Below are 22,102 nucleotides of genomic sequence, written 5' to 3' on the forward strand. Positions count from 1 at the left end.
TCATCAATTAAGTTCTTTCTATTAAATTTTCTCTCTACGTTAAAGAAACAATTGTACTAAGTTAGATAACCTCTAAAGTCGCTGGTAAACCGATCATTATGGCTGTCAGTCAATGTCCAACAGGTTCCAATGGCCAGAGTATTTTCACACAAAAACTCTCTAAAAAGAGTCGCCAACTCCTTCAGATACATGAACCAGATCAAATCCTGAATTAAACTTAGTAACAAAGCTCATACTTTTCATAACAATTCGTTACCTTAGTCGTTGTGACAGATAGAATTAGCCACGAATGTATTTACCGTCAACAGAGGAAAAGAATGAAAGAACAAGCACATATCTTAGTGGTCGACGATGACAAAGAGATCCGAGAATTACTCGATAAGTATCTCTCTAAATCTGGCTACTTAGTCTCTGTTGCTGAAGACGGTGATGATATGCATCAGCATATTGAACAACATGGTTATCCAACACTCATTTTGCTCGATATTATGCTGCCCGGAGATGATGGGTTTGCTTTATGCCAGCAGGTACGAAAAAAATCCAATGTCCCGATTATTATGCTGACGGCGGTATCGGATGTAACCGACCAAATCATTGGATTAGAGATCGGTGCTGACGACTATATCGCAAAACCTTTTAATCCCCGCCAACTCGTTGCACGCATTAAAGCGGTACTACGTCGTTTCCAGAAGGAAGATTCAGAGTCAAATACCGACAAGGTGCCTAAAGCAATTAATTTTGGCGCATGGCATCTGGATATCCTAGCCCACAGTCTGCTAAATCAAGAGACCAATGAACAGTTCGAACTCTCAGGCAGCGATTTTGCCTTATTAATGCTGTTTTTGGCCCGACCTAACGAAGTGTTGGATAGAGATACCATCTCGTTTGCAACACGCGGCCGTGCTGCACTGCCGTTTGAACGCGGAATAGATGTCCAGCTAAGTCGGCTTCGTCAACGTTTAGGAGACAATGGTAAACAGCATCAATATATTAAAACCATGAGAGGCAACGGCTATATTTTTACCGCCCCTGTCTCTTATGAGAACTAACCCATATCTTATGAGAACAGTAAGATGAAAAGGTTATTCTCGCCTCGCTCTTTGGTTGCCAGAACACTTTGGTTGACTTTAGTCGCGGTTATTCTTGCTCAAGGCATTGCGACTTCAATATGGTACTCGCAAACCAAGCAAAAAGAGCTGGAAGGGATAAGCTCTACCTCTGCAAGTATGGCGAGTATATTTGCCTCTACCGTTAACTTCTTCCAAGCACTTCCTGTCCAATACCGCCATATCGTACTCGATCAGATTCGAAATATGGGTGGTACTCGTTTTTTCGTTTCCTTCAATAAAAGAGAACTGGATACTGACCCTATTCCAGATAACTATTTGGAACAGGCCTCTTTAAAAGCGGTACGGCAAGTTTTAACCGACAAACTAAACAATGTAAAAACCATCTCTGTCGAGTTTTCTAAGCCCGATAAACTGCGGGTACTCAAAAATGATATTTATCTTCATGACCTGCCTAAGTCATGGGCTTACTACACTCTCACTCTTGAGCCATTGAACCCTCCTATTCTAGTGGTTCAAATAGAGTTAAGTACCAACGAATGGATCTACATCGCCGCGTTACTCCCGGCTCCTTACGTTAGTTTAGATGACACCATTCTCAGTTCTGAGCAGTTACTCTTTCTGCTATTTTCGACCTTGATCCTTATGCTGTTGGTCTATTTCCTTATTCGGCGACAAGTAAGGCCGATTAAAAACATCGCCACCGCAGCCAATAAAATGAGTATCGATATAGAGCAGCCCGAGTTAGAAGAAGAAGGGGCAAATGAGCTGGTAATGGCCACTCGCGCATTCAACCGTATGCAAAGTCGTATTCGGCATTACGTGCATGATCGGGAAACGCTTTTTTCTGCTATTTCTCATGACTTAAAAACCCCCATAACTCGGTTACGTATTCGAGCAGAGTTATTGGATGAGTACGAAACTCGCGATAAGTTTAATGAAGACTTAGATGAGTTGGAAATGATGGTAAAAGGCGCGCTTCAAGCGGTTAAAGATACCGATATTCATGAGAACAACACCCATATTGATGTGAAGGCAATGTTACGTTCTGTAGCAGAGCATCATAATCAGGATGTCACGCGTGTTCACATTGCCAACCTACCGATTAAACCCATCATCGGCAAACCTTTAGCAATTAAACGGGTATTGACCAACTTAATCGATAACGGTGTTAAGTACGGCCATCGAGTGGTTGTATCCGCTCAGGAAACACCAAAAGGATTACTGTTATTCGTTCAAGACGAAGGCGATGGCATCCCTGAAGACAAGCTCGAACTGGTTTTCGAACCCTACTATCGACTAGCAAAAGATCGAGACGGTCACGGTTTGGGATTGGGTATCTGCCGAAATATTCTTCACGCACATGGTGGAGATCTCATTCTTAAAAATTCCCCTCTTGGCGGTTTATCCGCTGAAGTCCTTATTCCACGTAACTTAGCGGTCTAATGTAACAGGAGTGTTACGTTGGGGTAACGCTTTGTTTCAGTTCATCTCAAAAATACCGATTAGGATTAAGATGTGTTAATGAACAGCATGTTTAATCACGTTTCAGTAACACACCCTACAAAAAACGGATAGACAATATCCAATTGGCATAATCCAATACACGGACGAAAACAATGAATATAAAAAAATCCCTATTAGCTCTTTCCCTCCTTACTGCCACTCAATTTGCATCAGCTGGCGAAGTTGAAGTACTGCACTGGTGGACATCAGGTGGTGAAGCAAAATCAGTATCCGCTCTTAAAGACATGCTTGAAGCACAAGGTCACACTTGGAAAGACTTCGCAGTAGCAGGTGGCTCTGGTACAAGTGCAATGACCGTACTAAAAACTCGTGCCGTTTCTGGTAACCCACCAGCAGCAGCGCAAATTAAAGGTCACGACATTCAAGAATGGGGTGGATTAGGCTTTTTAACCGATTTAGATGATGTTGCCGCTGCAAACAAATGGGACTCCCTTGTTCCTAGCATGGTGACAGACATTATGAAATACAACGGCGAATACGTAGCCGTTCCCGTTAACGTTCACCGTGTAAACTGGCTGTGGGCAAACAAAGAAGTATTCGAAAAAGTTGGCGCTAAAGTACCAACGACTATGGATGAGTTCTTCATGGTTGGTGACAAGCTAAAAGCTGCTGGTTACATTCCATTGGCTCATGGTGGCCAAGCGTGGCAGGACGCAACCGTATTTGAAGCAGTTGCTCTGGATATTTTAGGCTCTGATGGTTACCGTAAAGCGTTCGTTGATTTAGATATGGACGTGCTTGGCGGCGAAAAAATGGTCGAAGTATTTACTGTGTTCAAGAAAATGCATAACTACATCGATAAAAACTCACCGGGCCGTGATTGGAACGTAGCAACGTCTATGGTTATCAATGGTGAAGCAGCAATGCAAATCATGGGTGACTGGGCGAAAGGCGAGTTTACCGCCGCAGGTAAAGTACCGGGTAAAGATTACGTTTGTGTTCCAGCTCCAGGCACAGCGGGTCAATTTACTCACAACGTAGATAGTTTTGCATTCTTTGAACTACAAGATGCAGAGCAGCAAAAAGCGCAAAAAGCGCTTGCCGCGACCATCCTTACTCCTGAGTTCCAAGAAGTCTTTAACTTGAACAAAGGTTCTATCCCTGTTCGTCTAGATGCTGACATGTCTAAGTTTGATGCTTGTGCACTTTCTTCTATGAAAGACTTTAAAGCAACAGCGAAAAGTGGTGATTTAGTACCAAGTATGGCGCACGGTATGTCGACAACCAGCTATGCTCAAGGTGCAATCTATGACGTAGTAACAAACTTCTTTAACGACTCAAACGCAGATCCAAAAGAAGCCGCTGCTAAACTGGCTAAAGCAGTAAAAGCAGCAATGTAATCTAACCATGGGCAAAACATGTTTTGCCCTAATTAGAGACTCTCATTGAGAGACCCGAGGTGATGCTCTTCCTCCCTGAGCGTCACCTACTTAACTGGGATATTCACCTCCCAGTACCTATGGACAAGTTATGGAGCGCGTTTTGACTTCGCCTATTAAACCCCCTACACCTCAGCGCAGCTTTGGTGACAGGTTACAAAATTGGCTTCCAAAAATCGTACTTGCACCCAGCATGCTAATTGTTGTTGTGTGTATTTATGGATACATCATATGGACCGCCATTCTTTCGTTGACCAGCTCTCGTTTTCTTCCTAGTTACAACTTCGCTGGCTTAATCCAGTATGAAAAGTTGATGGATAACGACCGTTGGATGACATCTATCGCCAACTTGGGCATCTTCGGTGTGCTATTTATTTTGCTCGCCATTGTGTTGGGTGTTGGTTTAGCCATATTGCTTGACCAAAATATTCGACAAGAAGGGGCAATACGCACCATTTATCTCTACCCAATGGCTCTCTCCTTTATTGTAACGGGTACAGCGTGGAAGTGGATTCTTAACCCCGGCTTAGGGATAGAGAAACTGATGCGAGACTGGGGATTTGAAAATTTCGAATTCGACTGGTTAGTCAACTCAGATATGGTGGTATACACTCTGGTTATTGCGGCGGTTTGGCAATCATCCGGGTTTGTCATGGCCATGTTCTTAGCAGGGCTTCGCGGTATCGATAACTCTATTATCAGCGCAGCACAAATTGACGGTGCAAGCTTACCTACCATTTACTTAAAAATCATTTTGCCTTGTTTAAGACCGGTCTTCTTTAGTGCTGTTATCATCACCTCTCATATCGCCATTAAGAGCTTTGACCTTGTCACAGCGTTAACCGCTGGTGGTCCCGGCTACGCCTCTGACTTACCTGCACTATTTATGTACGCTCACTCCTTTACCCGTGGTCAAATTGGATTAGGTGCAGCCAGTGCAATGATGATGCTTGGTGGTATCTTAGCCATCCTTGTGCCTTATCTCTATTCAGAACTAAGGGAGAAGAAATCATGAACAATAAGACATTAGGAAGAGTTTTTGTTTATGCCGCACTACTATTCTTCTGCTTAGTCTATTTAATGCCGCTGTTCGTTATGGTAACAACGTCATTCAAAACACTGCCAGATATCAAAGCAGGTAATTTACTCTCCCTGCCAACAGAATGGGTATTTGATGCATGGTACAAAGCGTGGGATTCAGCTTGTACAGGTGTTAAATGTGAAGGGGTAAAAGGTTACTTCTGGAACTCATTCCAAATGGTGATTCCAGCGGTTGCTATCTCCACCCTACTTGGCGCATTTAATGGCTATGTTATAAGCAAATGGCAATTTAAAGGATCCAACTTCTTCTTTAGTGCCATGCTATTTGGTTGCTTTATTCCCTTCCAAGTTGTGCTACTACCAATGGCAACAACACTTGGGAAGCTAGGTTTAGCAAATACCACGGCTGGTTTAGTGGCGGTTCACGTTATTTATGGTTTGGCGTTTACCACCCTATTCTTCCGCAACTTCTATGTTGGGATTCCGGACGAACTGGTTAAAGCGGCGAAATTGGATGGCGCAGGTTTCTTCACCATCTTCTTTAAGATCATGCTGCCCGTCTCTACCCCTATTATTATGGTGACGGTTATTTGGCAGTTTACTTCCATTTGGAACGATTTCTTATTCGGTGTTGTTTATTCTGGCTCGGAAACACAGCCTATTACCGTGGCCCTAAACAACCTGGTTAATACCAGTACCGGTATAAAAGAATATAACGTCGACATGGCCGCTGCCATTATTGCAGCTTTGCCAACTCTGCTGGTTTATGTACTGGCAGGTAAATATTTTGTTCGTGGATTAACCGCTGGATCGGTAAAAGGATAATAAAAAATGGCAACTCTAGATTTAAAACAGATCCGTAAGACATACAGAAACGCGGACGTAGAAACATTAAAAGGCATAGATATTAGTATCGATTCTGGCGAGTTCTTGATTTTAGTTGGCCCATCGGGCTGCGGTAAATCAACCTTGATGAACACCATCGCTGGCTTAGAAGATATTAACCAAGGAGAGATACTGATTGATGGTGTTGACGTTGCTCACGTTGAACCAAAAGATCGCGATATCGCGATGGTTTTTCAGTCTTACGCCTTATATCCAAATATGACCGTTGAAGGCAACATCGCTTTTGGTCTCAAAATCCGAAAAATGCCTAAAGAGGAAATTGATGCTGAAGTAAAACGCGTAGCAGAATTGCTACAAATTGATGCTTTGCTCGACCGTAAACCGTCTCAACTATCAGGTGGTCAAAGACAACGTGTCGCCATGGGACGCGCCCTTGCTCGCCGACCAAAGCTTTATCTATTTGATGAACCACTTTCTAACCTTGATGCGAAACTAAGGGTAGAGATGCGCCATCAAATTAAGCGCCTCCACCAACAGTTAAACACCACCATTGTTTACGTAACTCATGACCAGATTGAAGCAATGACCTTAGCGGATCGCATTGCGGTAATGAAAGATGGTGAACTGCAGCAACTTGGAACGCCGAAAGAGATCTACAACAGACCGAACAATATGTTTGTTGCTGGCTTTATGGGCTCTCCATCAATGAACTTCATCACCACCATGGTGGACTTAGATGACGATCAAAATCCAATCATTACGGTAGCAGGAAGCGGAGATAGCCAACACCAAATTCGCCTTCCACAATCTATGCGTAAGCAAGATGGTAAGAAAATTGTCATTGGTCTGCGTCCAGAGCATATTACCGATACCGATAGCGAAAACATGACCGCCGCTACTCGTTTAGGGTTAAAACTGGAGGTTATCGAACCAACCGGCCCAGATATCATTGCGATGGTAAAAGTCAACGATCAAGAAGTGGCGTGTAGACTGTCACCTGAGTTTGAAGGACAAATTGGTGATGTTGCCTCACTGAACTTCGATCTCTCAAGAGCAGTTTACTTTGATGGTGAATCAGAACAACGTATCGATTTCGAATAAGCAAAATTGAGTAGAACGAAAAAGGGATGCAGTACTTGCATCCCTTTTTACTATTCCAAATCACCGTTTATGCCCTAGCTTGATTGACATTGATAAAGAGTCACTCTTATAACAAGGTTATCTGCTTAACTTCAAATGTAGAATCTGACCACATTTCTTGCTCGTACTCCCCTTTTATCCGCACGGTATCTTTATCAGAAAAAGAAGGCGTCTGTTTTGTTTTCAACTTAATGGTTAACTCATCCACTCCATCACTAAACACAAAGGTACGATTGCTTAACTGCTTGGTTATCTGCCCTTCTAAAATATAGTCATCTTCACTAAACCAACTTGTGTTCGCTTTCATATCAGCAATGGTTGTCGTTTCAACTGGACCGGTATAGTTCACCGTCGATACGGTAGAGCGTTTATCTCTTTTATCTCCATGACCATCGCCATCGTCATCATGAGCAAAGGCAATTCCGGTGCTGCCCAATACCAACGCCGAGGCAAGAACAGAGACTAGTGCCTTACGTTTATGTTTTGTTGTTAGCTCATTAGCGCTGTTTTTCATTTTCATCATTTTAGTTTTAATACTCATATCTCTTCCTCAACTCAGCCCGTTATTTAACTTTCACTTGTAGTTTACCGACGTCATCTTAATGGCGAGTGAGAGAGCCATTCATATTGAGTTCATCCAAACAGCAATGTACGGAGGTTTATAGATGCAGATTACTAGACTCTCTCCTTTACCTTTCTTTACGACCTCTATTCTAGCCAACAACCTAAATTAGAGTATACTTATATACATACCAAAAAGGAGAATGTTGCTATGAATATTAAAAACATATTAATTGCTCTACTTGGATTATCAATTGCTACTGCTGTGAGTGCTGCCGATACCAATCAAGACGGTGCAGGGTCCCCCAACAAACAACAACCAGAATTTAGTGACATTGACACGGATAGTGATGGAAAAATATCAGAACAAGAGCTAACCGAATTTAGGAAACAACGCATTACAGAACAAACTAAAGAGGGACGAACACTCAAAAACGTTAGTCGAACTTCTGCATTAGCTTCTTACGATAAAGACAAAGACGGCTTTATTAGCGAAGAAGAGTTTAATCAACACAAGCGTTATTCTGCGTCATCTAAAGCAAACAAACAAAACGCCAACAAACAAACTACAAAGAAAAATAACAAAAACAAAAACAGTGGCAATGGCAATGGCAATGGCAATGGCAATGGCAATGGCAAAAACAAAGGCTAACCAGCGACAAGTTGATTCTGTCATGTCACCAATTGTTCGCTTCAATTGGTGACTGGCTATAAAACCCAATCAAAACAACAATAATATCTCTATGGAGCAGTGACAATGGCAAAGTTTGGATGGAAACAACGGGCAGTTATTTTGCCGCCAATACTATTAGGCATACTTATTATCGCTATTGCTCCTTCAATGAAAGCCGAACCTGCTAAAGCAGAGCAGAAAGCCATTAAAAAAGTGGTTCGAGTTTTGCCAGTAAAACCAAGAAGTATTCAACCTTATGCTATAGGTTATGGGCACACCAAACCTGAACAGAGCTGGCAGGCTCAATCAGAAGTTGAAGGAAGCATTATTTGGATTGCGGAAAGCCTACAAAATGGTGCCATCATCAAGAAAGGAACAACATTAATCAAGTTAGACCCCTCTCCCTACCAACTCGCGATTACTCGCTTGCTGGCTGAAAAGAATGTTTCTCTACTCAAAGATAAAACCATCGCTGCATCCCTTGCCATAGCTGAACAAGATTACGCCATTCAGCTCTCTGAATATCAACGTACAGAACGCCTCAATAAAACTGGGCATATTTCAAAAAACGAATTAGATGGCGCCAAGCGTTCTCTTTTAAACAGTCAACAACAACTTCAAACACTTAAAAACAACCTAGCGATTAATCAAGCCGAGCAACAAGTATTGCAGGCACAGTTAGATCTGGCCAAAAGAGATCTACAAAAAACGGATATTGTTGCCCCTTTTGACTTACGCATCACCGAGAAAAAAGCCGATGTCGCCGAATACGTAAACAAAGGAGAGATTCTCCTCTATGGAGACGGCATAAATAGGGTGGAAGTCAGCGCTCAATTTCCATTGGGAAAAATGCGGCCATTGCGACGCTCAGAAAGCAGAAATTTAATCGACAACAACATCCATAATGATCTACAAGCACAAGTGATTCTTAAGGCAGGAGACCGAAGCATATTCTGGCAGGCCGATGTCGGTCGTTCAGGCGGGCAAATTGATGTACAGACTCAAAGCCAGAGCATCATTGTCACTATTGATGCACCTTATAAAAAAGCGTCTCCCGGCAAAAAACCGGCGTTAATTAGAGATACCTTTGTCAAAGTAATACTTAAAGCGCCTGTGATAAATAAACAGATTTTATTGCCACTGACTGCAATCCATCAAGACAAGGTTTATACCGTCACACCAGAAGGAAAACTGTCGATAAAACCTGTGGAAATAGACTTTATTCAAGGTGAAATCGCAGTTATCAAATCGGGTATTTCCTTTAAAGACAAAGTGGTGCTAAGTCAGCTTTCTCCTGCGGTTTCTGGTATGAACCTTAAGCCACAATTAGATAAAAAAATGCTCAAATGGTTAGACAATGAAACAGGGTTTAGCGCAGAAAAAGCAATAGGAGATAAACTATGATCGCTTTTTTTGTTCGCCATCGCACGGCAGCCAATGTCGTCATGTTAACCATTATATTACTTGGTCTATTCGCCTTACCCAAGTTACAAAGAGATACATTCCCACTTACACCAACCAAAGATATTGAAGTTCGAGTCAATTTTCCCGGAGCCACTCCTGCCGAGATCGTTAAAGAAATATGCCTCCCCATCGAAGACGCATTGGATCGAATAAATGGCATTAAAGAGCTCAGTTGTGATGCTCGCGAAAACCTAGCCATCGCTAATGCTGAAATTCAATCCGGTGAAGATATTGATATTGTTACCAGCGATATTCAACAACAAGTGTTTGCCATTAATGATTTTCCTGACCGAGCTGAAAATATTACCGTAAGTAAACTGGATAGAACCGCCTCGGTAGCAAGCATCGCCATTACTGGAGAGATGTCAGACACGGATCTTTACCTTTATGCCGAACAGGTTAGGCAACGCTTAAAATCGAACCCTATGATCGCTCAAGTAACGCTGGATGGCTTTTCAGATAGAGAAGTGGAAGTGACCATCTCAGATTGGAAGTTAAAACAGTATGGTATCAGCATTTCAGATCTCTCCAACGCACTTGATCAGCAAAACATTAGCGTGCCCGCAGGTGTTTTTAATAGCGATTTAGAGTCCATTAACGTTCGATTTGATCAGAAGAGTGAACGGCTGCAAGAACTAAAAAACTTGGTAGTAAAAACCAGTTCAGCAGGCACCCTGATTACACTGGGTGATATCGCTAATATCAAACAAACTTTCTCTCAGCAAGAAGAAAAAATTCTATTCAACCAGCAACGTGCTGCGTTGCTTCAAGTCTCAAAAACCTACTTTCAAGATACGCTCAAAGTTCGCAAGACAATTGAAAATCTTGTCGAAAAAGAGCGGGCAAATGCCGCGCACGGAGTGACCTTCACGGTGACTCAAGATGTTAGCGTCAATATAAATGAACGATTACGTATCCTTAGCAGCAATGGTTTACAAGGATTAGCCTTGGCCTTCCTGATGCTTTGGGCATTTTTTAATATCCGCTTTAGTTTTTGGGTCGCAATGGGATTACCGGTATCTTTTCTCGGTGCGGTATTCGTAATGCATATGCTGGGATATACCATCAATATGATGACCATGGTTGGCTTAATCGTGGCTATTGGGCTGTTAATGGATGATTCACTTATCATCGCGGAGAACATTGCGGCTAAAAAGCAACAAGGAATGTCGTCATTTAACGCTGCGATACTCGGTACTAAACAGGTGTTACCCGGTGTACTCGCGTCATTTGCCACCACATTGATGGTGATTGGTCCCCTAATGTTTTTAACAGGAAAAATGGGCGAGGTACTAAGATACATTCCTATCATATTGCTCATTACTTTACTGGTAAGTCTGATTGAAGCATTTCTGATCCTTCCTGCTCACCTTGTCCACAGTCACTTAGTCTCATCACCAAATCGAATCAGGCAACGTTTTATTAACGGCTTTGAAAAAATACGAGATCGCCTTTTTGTTCCCTTATCTGTTAAAGCGATGAAAGTCCCCTACTTCAGCATGGGTGTGATCTTTTTCCTTGTGTTAGCATCAACGGCACTGTTTCCTGCCGGGTTGCTCAAATTTAAAGCGATGCCTTCCCTAGAGAGCGATACGCTTCAAGCTCGAATTCTTCTGCCACAAGGTAGTTTGCTGCCTCAAACCGAACAGGTAGTGGCTAAAGTTACCGCCGCGCTAGACAAGTTAAACAGTGATTACCAACAGCGCTACCCTAGCTCCGATCCGTTAGTCAAAAACACCAGCGTATTTTTTAACACCAATATTGATGCCAATGAATCTGGTGCTCATATAGCGACCGTAAGTGCCGATCTTCTTCCTGCTCAGTTTCGCCAGCAAAACATTAAATCACTGGTACAAAATTGGAAAAAGAACACAGGCCCAGTTGCAGATGTTATTTCTATTAAGTTTACCGATAAAGAGCGTGGTATTGCAGGAAATGGCATAGACATACGGATACAAGGTGATTCGTTAACAGACATGAAAAAAGTGAGTCGCGCATTAATCAAATGGCTAAAAGGGTTTGATGGTGTGTTTAACCTTTCAGACGACCTACGCTATGGTCGTAATGATATTGGTATTCACCTTAAGGATGAGGCAGGTGTGATGGGGGTGAGTGCTTCACAATTGGCGCAAACCCTACGAAGCGCCATCGCGGGTCAGTCTGGCTTATCCATGTACCAAGATGGCGAAAATATCGACATTACAGTCAAGCTAGATGAATTTGCCCACCAATCTAACCTACAAACATTGAAAGACATCGCGATTACGGCTTCTAATGGACAACTTATACCGTTAGCGTCAGTAGCCGAATTTAGTCAACAACGTGCTTTCTCCCGAATTAATCGTATCAATAGCGTCAACACCATCACTGTACAAGGTAACGTAAATACCTCGATTGCTAACGCCCGGGAGATCATGCTCAAATTCAATCAAGAGTTTGTTCCTTCAATTAAGAGTAAATACCCTGAAATTAGCTTTGTTTCTCAAGGACAAGATAAAGAGAGTGCCGATACAGGTTCTTCGTTAGCCAGTTTTTTCCTACTGGGTGTCATCGGTATTTATCTGATTTTAACGCTACTATTTCAAAGTTATAGCCAGCCACTTGCGGTTCTACTCGCCATCCCTATGGGCTGGATTGGTGTCGTTTGGGGGCACTTTGCTCTGGGTCTAGACTTAACCATTCCGAGTTTGGTGGGATTTGCCACCTTGGCAGGTATTGTCGTCAATGACAATATTTTACTGGTCAACTTTATTAAACAGAATCTAGCATCAGGAAATGAGTTACTTCATGCCTGTCGGTCAGCCGTGCATGATCGGTTCCGAGCCATTTTTATCACCTCTCTGACCACATTTGCAGGTCTATTCCCTCTGCTAACCGAAAGCAGTACCCAAGCACAGTTTCTTATTCCTCTGGTTGCAAGTATCGCCTTTGGCTTAATCACCGCTACACTATTTGCATCCATTGTAGTGCCATGTGTCATGATTATTCTTGATGATCTTGGTGTCGTGTTGTACCAACAATCGTCCAGTAAAACTGAGCCAGAGGCACTCGACAAGCCGGTGGAGAATGGTCCTCTTCTAACAAACAAGGCGTAAGCCAGTAATAAGCGCCAACAACAATAAAGGGAAACCACTATGGTTTCCCTTTTAACATTGAGTTTTTACTGTTTCGTGCATTCAGCTCTGCTGCTGTACTGTTGTTTGAACATCAACATACGCCCGAGGCCCTGGACCAGAACCATTACAACAACCAGCCAAAAATAGTAATCCGACCAACAGAACAATCCACTTTGTAGGGTAAACTGACACAAACAACTCCTTATGTATTAACCAAATGAGATTCACTCATATCAATTAATCATAGAAGCGATTAACTTCTTTTGGGTTGTTTATAGGTTTTTCCAGCCAACTGATAGGTCTCTTTTTGTTTTACATCAAACATGGCAAAAAAGAACCAAGCAATAAACTTAATAATGTCATCGCCTTCGTTCATAACATGCTCTACAAATTCTTCCTCTTCACCTTGGTCATTCTCTTGTAGAGAAACGTGATAAATACGCTTCTCTCCTTCAACATCCGCCAAGGCAAACTGACCTACTAAAGATTCCGCAGCTTGAGCGATGTCTTCATCTTCACTTTTTTTAAGCATCTCTAACGCATCAGGTAGGCTCTGTTTCTCACATAAGGCATTAACCAATACCTCAAATTCATTTTGTAACATAACTAAACTCCAAATTCTGATAGCGCATTATACCCAACGCCCGCCAATATGTATGGGCTAATTTAGGTTATTGGCGTAAGTTTGGCCAAGTAGCTCATTGTAGCTTGCAATCTTAGTTTTAAACTCGTCGAGCTCTTTTGTAGGCACTGAGCTAGCCATAGGAATATTTGCCGTCATCGCGTTTACCGGACGTCCTCGAATAATAAACTCATAATGAAGATGTGGTCCTGTTGAACGACCCGTGTTCCCCGATAGAGCGATGCGCTGACCGCGAGACACTTTTTGTCCTTTCTTCACTAAGATTTTACTTAAATGCAAGAAGCGAGTTTTATAGCTGCTACCGTGTTGAATAACAATATACTTACCGGCATATGGGTGATTCTTTGTCAGAATGACTTTGCCGTCTCCAGTCGCATAGACTGGGGTGCCAATACCCACCGCAAAGTCTGTCCCATTGTGTGGCGAAATCCGACCTGTGACGGGATGCTTACGTTTAGGATTAAAGGACGACGAGATACGATAACGCTTATTGGTTGGATAGCGCTGGAATGCTCTTTGCAAACTATCACCATTCTTATCGTAATATTGACCATCTGAATGAAGATAAGCCGTTACTGTTTTACCCCGGTTGTGAATTCGGATAGCCGCGACTTCTTTGTTTCCAGACAGTTTGTCGCCAACATACTGGCGATTCTCAACTATCTCAAACTTATCTCCCGCTCGTAAGTCGCGAGCAAAATTAATTTTGTCCTTCAACAGGGTATTAACCTGTTCAATTTCATTTTTCCCTAAGCCTGCTTTGTTTGCAGAGAGAGAGAAGTTACCATGAATTTCGCCAGTTATGGCGGCCATTTTCCACTCACCGGCGATGGAAATGTCTTTGTACTCGTAACTGCCATCATCCAAAAGAACATAAGAAAATTGATCAGCAATGTTAAACTGCAACACCATTTTTTCTAGCGTTGTCTTCTCTTCCCCAGCCCAAAACAGCAAGGTATTACCCGGCATCAAGGTGTCTAGCATGAGATAGTTTAAGTCGGTTTCCATGATCTTCAATAGATCGGAATAGTTGAAACCTAAGCGAGTAAAAATAGCGCTTAAGTTGTCCCCTTTTTGAATCTGATAACGAAAATCAGGGGCGGAATCATAAGAAGTGGTTGGCTCTATGTTTTGCCGGTCAGGATACGACGGCATTTCATTAAACTGAAGTGTGAGTTCTTTTCGTCCCGATGAATCCATGGAACCTAACAAAGCAAAAATCACAATTAATACAACAGGAAACAGTACTAATAGACACTTAGTACGCAAAGAGATATCAGGCGAAAACAGGTTGCCCAATCGAGAAAATAACGTTTTTAACACAAATTAATCCAGTCAAACAGCAGTAAAAATATACAAGAAAAGTCTACTAGTGATAGCTGACATAGCAGCTCATTAACTATTACAGAAAGACTACCATAAGGCAAAATGATATAATATAACAATTTAGACGTCAGCTCACACTTAGCTTTACTTACTTTTACATCAGACAAAAAAGACCAGCTCGAAAGCTGGTCTTTTTGCGTCATGATCGAACTGGGTTTAGTGGAAAAAATCCACCTGCTTTTTCAGCTCTGTCGATTGAGATTGTAAACTCTCAGCACTATTGGCTGACTGAGCAGTTACTTCTCGCGTTTCACTGTTTAGCTTATTGATGTCAGAGATACTTTCCGCAATCTCTTGAGAAACCATCGCTTGTTGATCAGACGTTGCTGCTATAGTTTCAGACTGTTCTGAAATCTCACTCACCTGTTGTGCGATAGACTGCAACGCATCGCCAGCCTGACTGGTTCTCTCCAACACTTGAGTCGCGTTATTTTGGCTATCATGCATTAACGCCACTGCCCCAGATGTAGATTGCTGAAGTTTATTGATGATGGCCACGACTTCTTGAACCGACGTTTGAGTACGATGCGCTAGCGTTCGTACTTCATCTGCAACAACCGCAAAGCCTCTTCCTTGCTCTCCCGCTCTCGCAGCTTCAATGGCAGCATTTAACGCCAGTAAGTTGGTCTGCTCTGCAATTTCATCAATCATTCTCGTAACATCTTGAATACCGTCACTGTCTTTTGCCACACTATCAATGGCGATTGCAGATTGCTCTAGCAGGCCATTAAGCGCAGCCATGTCACTGCTCACCTGCTCTACAATGGTTAAACCTGATTGGCTGTTATCATTCGCTTGTTTAACACTTGCCGCGATGGACTCTACTTGCCCTGCAACAGACTGCGCCGATGTTGCCATCTCTTCTACCGCTGTTACCACTTGCTCTACGCGTTGTTGCTGTTTATCGGACTGTACTAAACTATTTTGCGCGTCTTGGTAAACACCGTTAGCTTGTTGGTACACCGTATCACTGGTGCCACGAATATCGCCAACCAAACCATTCAGTTTTACCGCCATATCACTCATGCCGTTAGTTAAACGAACAATTTCATTTTTAGAAGTATCATCGCCCCTATTGATAGACAAGCTTACTTCGCCTTTACCAAATCTATCCATATAGGCAGACAAGGTTTCTAACGGTTTAATAATGCGTGATAAAAAGAGGCTCACAACAACAAAGGTAAGCAGACCAACCACCACAGAAATCATTAGAATGGTTTTAAATAGGTCTAAACTCTCTTTGGTCACTTCAGAAACATAAGTTCCACCTATTATTTTCCAGTCCCAACCCGGTACTTCTGCGTAAGCGATGTATCGTTCTTGAGCCGAGTCGTCTGTTAAGTTGTACTGGATCACACCGTCGCTATTGGCAAACAGTTCATTAAACACAGCATTGCCATTTACATCACGTTCAGTTTGGATTGGCTGATCATTTATCCTTTTTGAAGGATGTAGTAAGTATCTGCCTTTTGACTGCTCACTATTATCAATAATGCTGGTGAAACCACTGTCACCCCATGTCATTTCGCCCAATTTAGCAAAGATCTGAGCCGTCGCTTTTTCTACAGGAACGCCAATAAAAGAGATCCCCATAATAGACCCGTTCGATGTCACTATCGGTTGATAATATGTGAGATATGGCATGTCAAAAAGAATCACTTTGGCATAATAAGGCTGGCCACTCTTAAGCTGTTGATAGCCGGGATGATTACTACCCAACATGCTTCCCACAGCTCGATTACCCGCTTGATCTTTCAGTGAGGTTGAAACGCGAATAAAGTCATTACCAGTCGGAACAAATAGAGTTGCAATTGAACCCGTATCTCGGGTAAAGGCATCAACTAGCTTAGTGTCTCCTACCAACGACTCACCAAACTGAGTAATGTCTCTTACTTGCTTACCGGCAAACTCAACCGTTCTATCTTCAAGATAAACACCCGCCAAATAACCATTGCGAAATGCCGATTCTAAACTCTTGGCACTGTCTAATATTGTCTGGAACTCGCCTTCTAATACGCTGGCTAAAGCTTCCACACGATGTTGATGTTCATTTAATGTTTTATTTAACAAAACCTTTGACGCATTTTGGTAAGCCATCACTCCGATTGCACCAAAAGCAATAACTAAACAAAGGGCAACGACTAGCCTCAATTGAAAACCAATACTCTTATTTTTGTAATTTAGCATGTTTGCCTTCTCAACTTGTTTCACATAAAACGAGATGTAGATCTAATTATAATTCAAAAAAGGTATATAAAGAACATTTTATATTCAAGTAAACGATTGCAGCACGGTACACCAACACAATGTTTTATATAATTTAAAATTACCGGACTAATCAATAACTTTTTTGACTAAAGGATAGAGAATAAAATCAATAAATGAGACTAAATTAGCACTAAATACAACAATCAATAGTATGGCAACATTTGATGTGATGACTTTTAATGTCACCTTTATTCATATGGCTGATATGCAGAAATTCGCGCTTTTGTAGCAGAAATGAACTAGCGCTATCGGTAAAGTTTCACCAAGATAGTTAAGTAGATATAGAATAAATTTACGGTACCGTGACTTAATGCTCTTACAAGTTGGTGATTATAACGTACTCTGCATGGTAAGTGAGCCAAGGTAACACACTATGTTCGGCTGATTTATCATTCACATTCGCACTAGTAGTTATGCATATATCTGGGATTAATATTCTTACTATAATTACTATTGAGAAAACATATAACTGTATATAAATCGCTCAAAGCCATTACTTTACAGTATGAAATTACTGCATATTATTCCTTTATTAGTGAATAGTATTGCAATGAACGATGATTATCGTTAATCTTCGCACACGATTTTGATATGGATGTATAAAAAATAACAGCGCCAAAGGATATGGCAACAAAACGACTTGTTATTTAGAGACATAAAATGCAAAACAATTCAGAGACCACAGAGACACCACAGAATAAAAGCACATTTTGGGTATTTCTCATCCCGTCACTACTTGGCCTATTCCTCTTTATGGCACCTGTTAGCTACAACGGAGATTTAACCATCCCAGTAGCTGTTCTGGCAAAATCCCTTATCAGTGTTATGGACGCGTACTTGGTTACCGTAGTTACGATAATCATCAGCTTCATGGCAATCAGTTCTTTACTATACAGAGCCGTTCAGCCTTCATTTATCGCTAAGAACGCTTTTTTGCATCGCTTATTTACTCCGTCACCGCTCTGGTTAGCGGTAAGAGTTATCGGTGGATTAGCCGTTGCGATGACCTATTTCAAGATTGGTCCAGAAGCAGTATGGGAAGCGAATACCGGTGGATTAGTACTCGAAGGCTTGTTGCCAACACTGTTTGCCGTATTTATATTTGCAGGAATGTTGCTGCCATTATTACTTAATTTTGGCCTATTAGAACTGTTTGGCACCATTTTAAGTAAAGTCATGCGCCCAGTATTTAATTTACCCGGTCGCTCGGCTATCGACTGTATGGCGTCTTGGTTAGGCGATGGCAGCGTAGGTATCTTGCTGACCACTAAGCAATACGAGAACAAGTTTTATACCCAGAGAGAAGCGGCTGTCGTTGGAACCACATTCTCTGCGGTTTCCATTACCTTTAGCCTTGTAGTACTGGCACAAGTTAAGTTAGAGCAATACTTTATTCCATTTTATGGTTCTATCTGTCTGGCTGGTATTGTCGCAGCGATTATAATTCCGCGAATTCCACCGTTAAGCCTTAAAAAAGATCTTTATGTCGACAACAGTGCACCGGATAAAGATGTTGACGTGATTCCTGAAGGACATGGCGTATTTTCATGGGGCATTAAGCTGGCTTTGAAAAAAGCGTCGACAGTAACAAGCATTAAGCGTGTTATTAATGATGGCGTTGAAAATGCCGTTGATATGGTGTTTGGCGTTTTGCCTGTTGTTATGGGCTTAGGAACCATTGCTTTAATCGTCGCTGAATACACCACTGTGTTTGCAATACTTGGTAAGCCATTCGTTCCGTTTCTGGAACTGCTTGCTATTCCTGATGCTGTTGCCGCCTCAGAGACCATGGTCGTTGGCTTTGCAGACATGTTCTTACCTGCGATTATTATCTCTTCAGTAGACAGTGAGCTAACTCGTTTTGTTGTTGCAGCGATGTCAGTTACTCAGTTAATTTACATGTCTGAAGTAGGTGCATTGCTATTGGGTAGCCGCATTCCAGTCAATATAGTTGAGCTGTTTGTTATCTTCATTTTGCGTACCTTGATCACCCTGCCTGTGATCGCGGGTATCGCCCATATGATATTCTGATACAAATCTCACACATAATTGTACAAGAAAAAAGGAGCTTTATGCTCCTTTTTTCTCTCTTATTACCTTCATTGATAGTGTCGTGTTCGTCTTCTTAATTGCGTCAGATGGCCGGTAAGACTAATCACCACAATGGCATCGATTCACCTCCACCACTAGAGCCACTGTCCCGGTCACTGACTAGGATAATCATTTCCGCTATCAATGATTACGGGGTGATATTCTGCATCAACCCGTTCAATAAACCGCGACAAGGGTATAATCTTCATGCAAGGTTATCAGCCCCCTTAAATAAGGGAAACTTGACGCGATTTAATGAAAGTGTTGTTGGCGTAAGTTGAGAAATTGATACTGTAGTAGAATGCCATCTCTTCAAGTCTACCTAGTGGTCATAGATAAATAGTTTCGTTCTACACTAGCTTTTTGAAATGGTTTAAAGGCGTCTTTGCCTAACGTAGGTGATTACTGGCAAGAGCAGTAATAGCCACAATGGTATTGATCCACCGCTAGAGCCTGAAGAACTGGATGGTGCAGAAACCGAAGGTTGAGAGACAAAGTCGTTTGCAGTGTTATTCGCACGATAAACATTTCTGGCTCCATCTGAAGGCGTCGCTTCTCTAGCCGTATTTTCTGTTGCTGATCCTGTATTTGCAATGATATCCGCTATCCATGGCTGATAATCTACGACTTCAGTAAAAACAGAAGTTGCTCCAGGAAAAGTGGTACTCCCACAAGTATATGGCGTACCCGGTCCATAACTAGTAATACCAACTTGATAGGTAACATCAGGGTTAGGCACAGTATCGGTCCAATATAAAGGACCGCCCGAATCACCTTGGCATGTGGCATTTTCAAGGTTGTTCATAATGGCCGCCCCCGCCATACAGAGCTGAGTTGCAGGTGCCACCCCAGAATAGCCGCACAGAGCATTAGCCACCAAATTAAGGGTCGTTTGCTGTAACTGGGTAGTAGAATCCACACCCGTTTGAGTATTCCCATGTCCAACGGCTATATAATTTTGGCTTGCCAGCCCTCTATACTCATTTTGATTACCAACAATATTGACACTTGGAATCGTCCCTGGAAGCGCAGTTTCTAAGCGTAATATCGCAATATCATTTTCAATTGTACTGTCGTTGTAACTAGGATGAACAAAGATATCGGACACCCAATACTTAGTTGTAGCAAGAAACTCTGAAATTTTATCAAAGTCAGCCTGATTACTTAATTGAGGAAGGACTATCGTAAACTCTTGTAGGAAAGCAGAAATATCCTTATTCGATACACAGTGAGCAGCGGTTAGTATGTGGGTACTATTAAGTACGGTCGCTCCGCATCGAGCACCAGATAAATAAGAACCATCGTGAAAGTCAGCATAGGTGTAAATACTAGCAAAGGTTGGATGAGCGATTGACGTTGTTGGTGTGCCGTTCACAATATAAGGCGTAATGGTAGCCGCCTTTATAGCTAGGCTACTGAGTAGGAAAACTGTACTAAAAAACCAAGCTTTTCTCATATTACCACTTAAAAAACATCAAACTTCATGTGTACTCTATCATTAGCCATAATGGATAAGCCCCATATGTGACCGATAATATAATGATAGGTGATCTAAATACAAACTCAATTAGTAATCAAATCATCAATAAGCACTCTAACAAAAAGAGAAAGTACCTGCGTTAAGCTGATACTTTCTCTTCTGTACCTATCTTATTGATAATACTACATGAAATAGCGACAAGTCAAATAGTAATAATTCTCATTACGCAAAATTAGCCGCGATAATAACGTTGCGGTACAAACGGCATTTTCTCAATAGTCATTGCCAGCTTTTTACCGCGAACTTCAGCAAAGACTTCCGTTCCAACAACCGCTAATTCAGTAGCAACATAGCCCATAGAAACCGGTTTACCTGCTGTAGGACCCGCGGTACCACTGGTGACGACACCGACTTTATTACCATCTTGATCAAACAACTCACAGCCTTCACGCACTGGTGCTTTAGTTTGTCCTACTAAACCTACACGCTTTCTGGCTACGTCTTTTGTAATAATTTGATTAAGGATGATGTCAGCCCCCGGGAAACCACCTGCGCGCTCGCCATCTGTACGGCGGTTCTTGCTGATACCCCATAATAGGCTAGCTTCTACTGGTGTCGTGGTCGTATCTAAATCGTGTCCGTATAAACACAAACCACACTCCAGACGCAATGAATCACGCGCCCCAAGTCCAATCCATTCCACCAAGCTATGATCGGTTAGTTTGCGAGCAAAAGACGCCGCTTTATCTGTTGGTACAGAGATCTCAAAGCCATCTTCACCGGTATAACCTGAACGGCTTACATAGCACTCAATACCATCCAGCTCGATAATCTGCGCATCCATAAACAACATGTCCGCCACTTTTGGCTCTATAGATGCCAGCACTTCTGCAGCTTTCGGCCCTTGCAATGCAAGTAACGCACGATCGTTTATAAGCTCTAGTTCTACTCCATCGAGTAAATTCGCTTGTAGGTGGGCAATGTCTTGCTCTTTACATGCCGCATTAACGACAACAAAAATATGATCACCAAAATTAGTCACCATAAGATCGTCTAAAATTCCGCCCTGCTCATTAGTAAAGAACGCATAGCGCTGTTTACCTGCAGGCAAATCAATAATATCGACAGGTACCAGAGCCTCTAATGTTTTAGCCGCATTAGCACCTTTTAAACGAAGTTGTCCCATATGAGAAACGTCAAATAGACCCGCCGCATCTCGGGTATGTAAATGCTCTTTTTTCACACCCAATGCATATTGAACTGGCATATCAAAACCAGCAAAAGGGACCATTTTTGCGCCGGCCTCAACGTGAAGTGCATGTAAAGGTGTTTGTTGTAGATCAGTCATCGCTTTCTCCTTTAGGTTTGCGGGAGTCCTGTTTCCAATAATAAACATTTTCCATTCAGGGAAACATTAATA

At 42.2% G+C, this 22,102-nt stretch carries 16 protein-coding genes; 10 read left to right on the plus strand and 6 right to left on the minus strand.

All coding sequences use genetic code 11. From position 1 onward, the window contains the following. Positions 1-317 precede the first annotated feature (317 nt). The 6 genes from CHJ_RS22380 (at position 318) to CHJ_RS22405 (ending at position 6,961) form a co-directional block, all read left to right on the plus strand. Positions 318-1,049 (plus strand): response regulator, encoded by a 732-nt coding sequence (locus CHJ_RS22380; protein ID WP_317919094.1) that lies wholly within the window; start codon positions 318-320, stop codon positions 1,047-1,049. 24 nt (positions 1,050-1,073) lie between these two features. Then, positions 1,074-2,513 carry an ATP-binding protein gene (locus tag CHJ_RS22385; protein ID WP_171754092.1) on the plus strand — a complete coding sequence of 480 codons (1,440 nt, stop codon included), beginning with the start codon at positions 1,074-1,076 and terminating at the stop codon, positions 2,511-2,513. 173 nt (positions 2,514-2,686) lie between these two features. Then, positions 2,687-3,934: an ABC transporter substrate-binding protein gene (locus CHJ_RS22390; protein WP_171754093.1), complete on the plus strand. Its 1,248-nt coding sequence runs from the start codon at positions 2,687-2,689 to the stop codon at positions 3,932-3,934. Positions 3,935-4,064: 130 nt separating this feature from the next. Further along, positions 4,065-4,988, plus strand: a complete 924-nt coding sequence (locus tag CHJ_RS22395) for a carbohydrate ABC transporter permease (RefSeq protein WP_171754094.1) — start codon at positions 4,065-4,067, stop codon at positions 4,986-4,988. Next, entirely contained in the window at positions 4,985-5,839 is an 855-nt protein-coding gene (locus CHJ_RS22400; protein ID WP_216613439.1) for a carbohydrate ABC transporter permease, read from the plus strand. The genes CHJ_RS22395 and CHJ_RS22400 overlap by 4 nt, the downstream gene beginning before the upstream one ends. Positions 5,840-5,845: 6 nt before the next feature. Further along, entirely contained in the window at positions 5,846-6,961 is a 1,116-nt protein-coding gene (locus CHJ_RS22405) for an ABC transporter ATP-binding protein (protein WP_171754095.1), read from the plus strand. Positions 6,962-7,067: 106 nt separating this feature from the next. Here CHJ_RS22405 and CHJ_RS22410 read toward each other — a convergent pair whose 3' ends face one another. Further along, positions 7,068-7,541 (minus strand): NirD/YgiW/YdeI family stress tolerance protein, encoded by a 474-nt coding sequence (locus tag CHJ_RS22410; protein WP_171754096.1) that lies wholly within the window; start codon positions 7,539-7,541, stop codon positions 7,068-7,070. 231 nt (positions 7,542-7,772) lie between these two features. Between CHJ_RS22410 and CHJ_RS22415 the strand changes: the two genes are divergently transcribed. The 3 genes from CHJ_RS22415 to CHJ_RS22425 all read left to right on the plus strand — a co-directional run bounded on the left by CHJ_RS22415 (position 7,773) and on the right by CHJ_RS22425 (position 12,793). Further along, complete coding sequence (locus CHJ_RS22415) at positions 7,773-8,213, plus strand: EF-hand domain-containing protein (protein WP_317919095.1); 441 nt, start codon at positions 7,773-7,775, stop codon at positions 8,211-8,213. 105 nt (positions 8,214-8,318) lie between these two features. Beyond that, complete coding sequence (locus tag CHJ_RS22420) at positions 8,319-9,638, plus strand: efflux RND transporter periplasmic adaptor subunit (RefSeq protein WP_317919096.1); 1,320 nt, start codon at positions 8,319-8,321, stop codon at positions 9,636-9,638. Next, positions 9,635-12,793 (plus strand): efflux RND transporter permease subunit, encoded by a 3,159-nt coding sequence (locus CHJ_RS22425; RefSeq protein WP_317919097.1) that lies wholly within the window; start codon positions 9,635-9,637, stop codon positions 12,791-12,793. Before CHJ_RS22420 ends, CHJ_RS22425 begins: the two co-directional genes overlap by 4 nt. A gap of 274 nt (positions 12,794-13,067) precedes the next feature. On the opposite strand, the gene CHJ_RS22430 is transcribed toward CHJ_RS22425, so the two are convergent. From CHJ_RS22430 to CHJ_RS22440, 3 genes are all read right to left on the minus strand, one after another. Continuing rightward, complete coding sequence (locus CHJ_RS22430; RefSeq protein WP_171754530.1) at positions 13,068-13,418, minus strand: hypothetical protein; 351 nt, start codon at positions 13,416-13,418, stop codon at positions 13,068-13,070. A gap of 57 nt (positions 13,419-13,475) precedes the next feature. After that, positions 13,476-14,726: a peptidoglycan DD-metalloendopeptidase family protein gene (locus tag CHJ_RS22435; protein ID WP_411861593.1), complete on the minus strand. Its 1,251-nt coding sequence runs from the start codon at positions 14,724-14,726 to the stop codon at positions 13,476-13,478. Between the two features lie 273 nt (positions 14,727-14,999). Continuing rightward, on the minus strand, positions 15,000-17,030 hold the full coding sequence (locus CHJ_RS22440; RefSeq protein WP_317919098.1) for a methyl-accepting chemotaxis protein: 2,031 nt from the start codon (positions 17,028-17,030) through the stop codon (positions 15,000-15,002). A 741-nt stretch (positions 17,031-17,771) separates the two neighbouring features. On the opposite strand from CHJ_RS22440, the gene CHJ_RS22445 reads away from it, so the two are divergent. Continuing rightward, positions 17,772-19,142, plus strand: a complete 1,371-nt coding sequence (locus CHJ_RS22445; protein WP_317919099.1) for a YjiH family protein — start codon at positions 17,772-17,774, stop codon at positions 19,140-19,142. 433 nt (positions 19,143-19,575) lie between these two features. Here the strand turns inward: CHJ_RS22445 and CHJ_RS22450 are convergent, their stop codons facing one another. Further along, on the minus strand, positions 19,576-20,658 hold the full coding sequence (locus tag CHJ_RS22450; RefSeq protein ID WP_317919100.1) for a S1 family peptidase: 1,083 nt from the start codon (positions 20,656-20,658) through the stop codon (positions 19,576-19,578). A gap of 256 nt (positions 20,659-20,914) precedes the next feature. Next, positions 20,915-22,078 carry a glycine cleavage system aminomethyltransferase GcvT gene (gcvT, locus tag CHJ_RS22455; RefSeq protein ID WP_411861581.1) on the minus strand — a complete coding sequence of 388 codons (1,164 nt, stop codon included), beginning with the start codon at positions 22,076-22,078 and terminating at the stop codon, positions 20,915-20,917. Positions 22,079-22,102 lie beyond the last annotated feature (24 nt).

It is taken from the genome of Vibrio sp. MACH09 (assembly GCF_033238805.1).
Classification (GTDB): Bacteria; Pseudomonadota; Gammaproteobacteria; order Enterobacterales; family Vibrionaceae; genus Vibrio.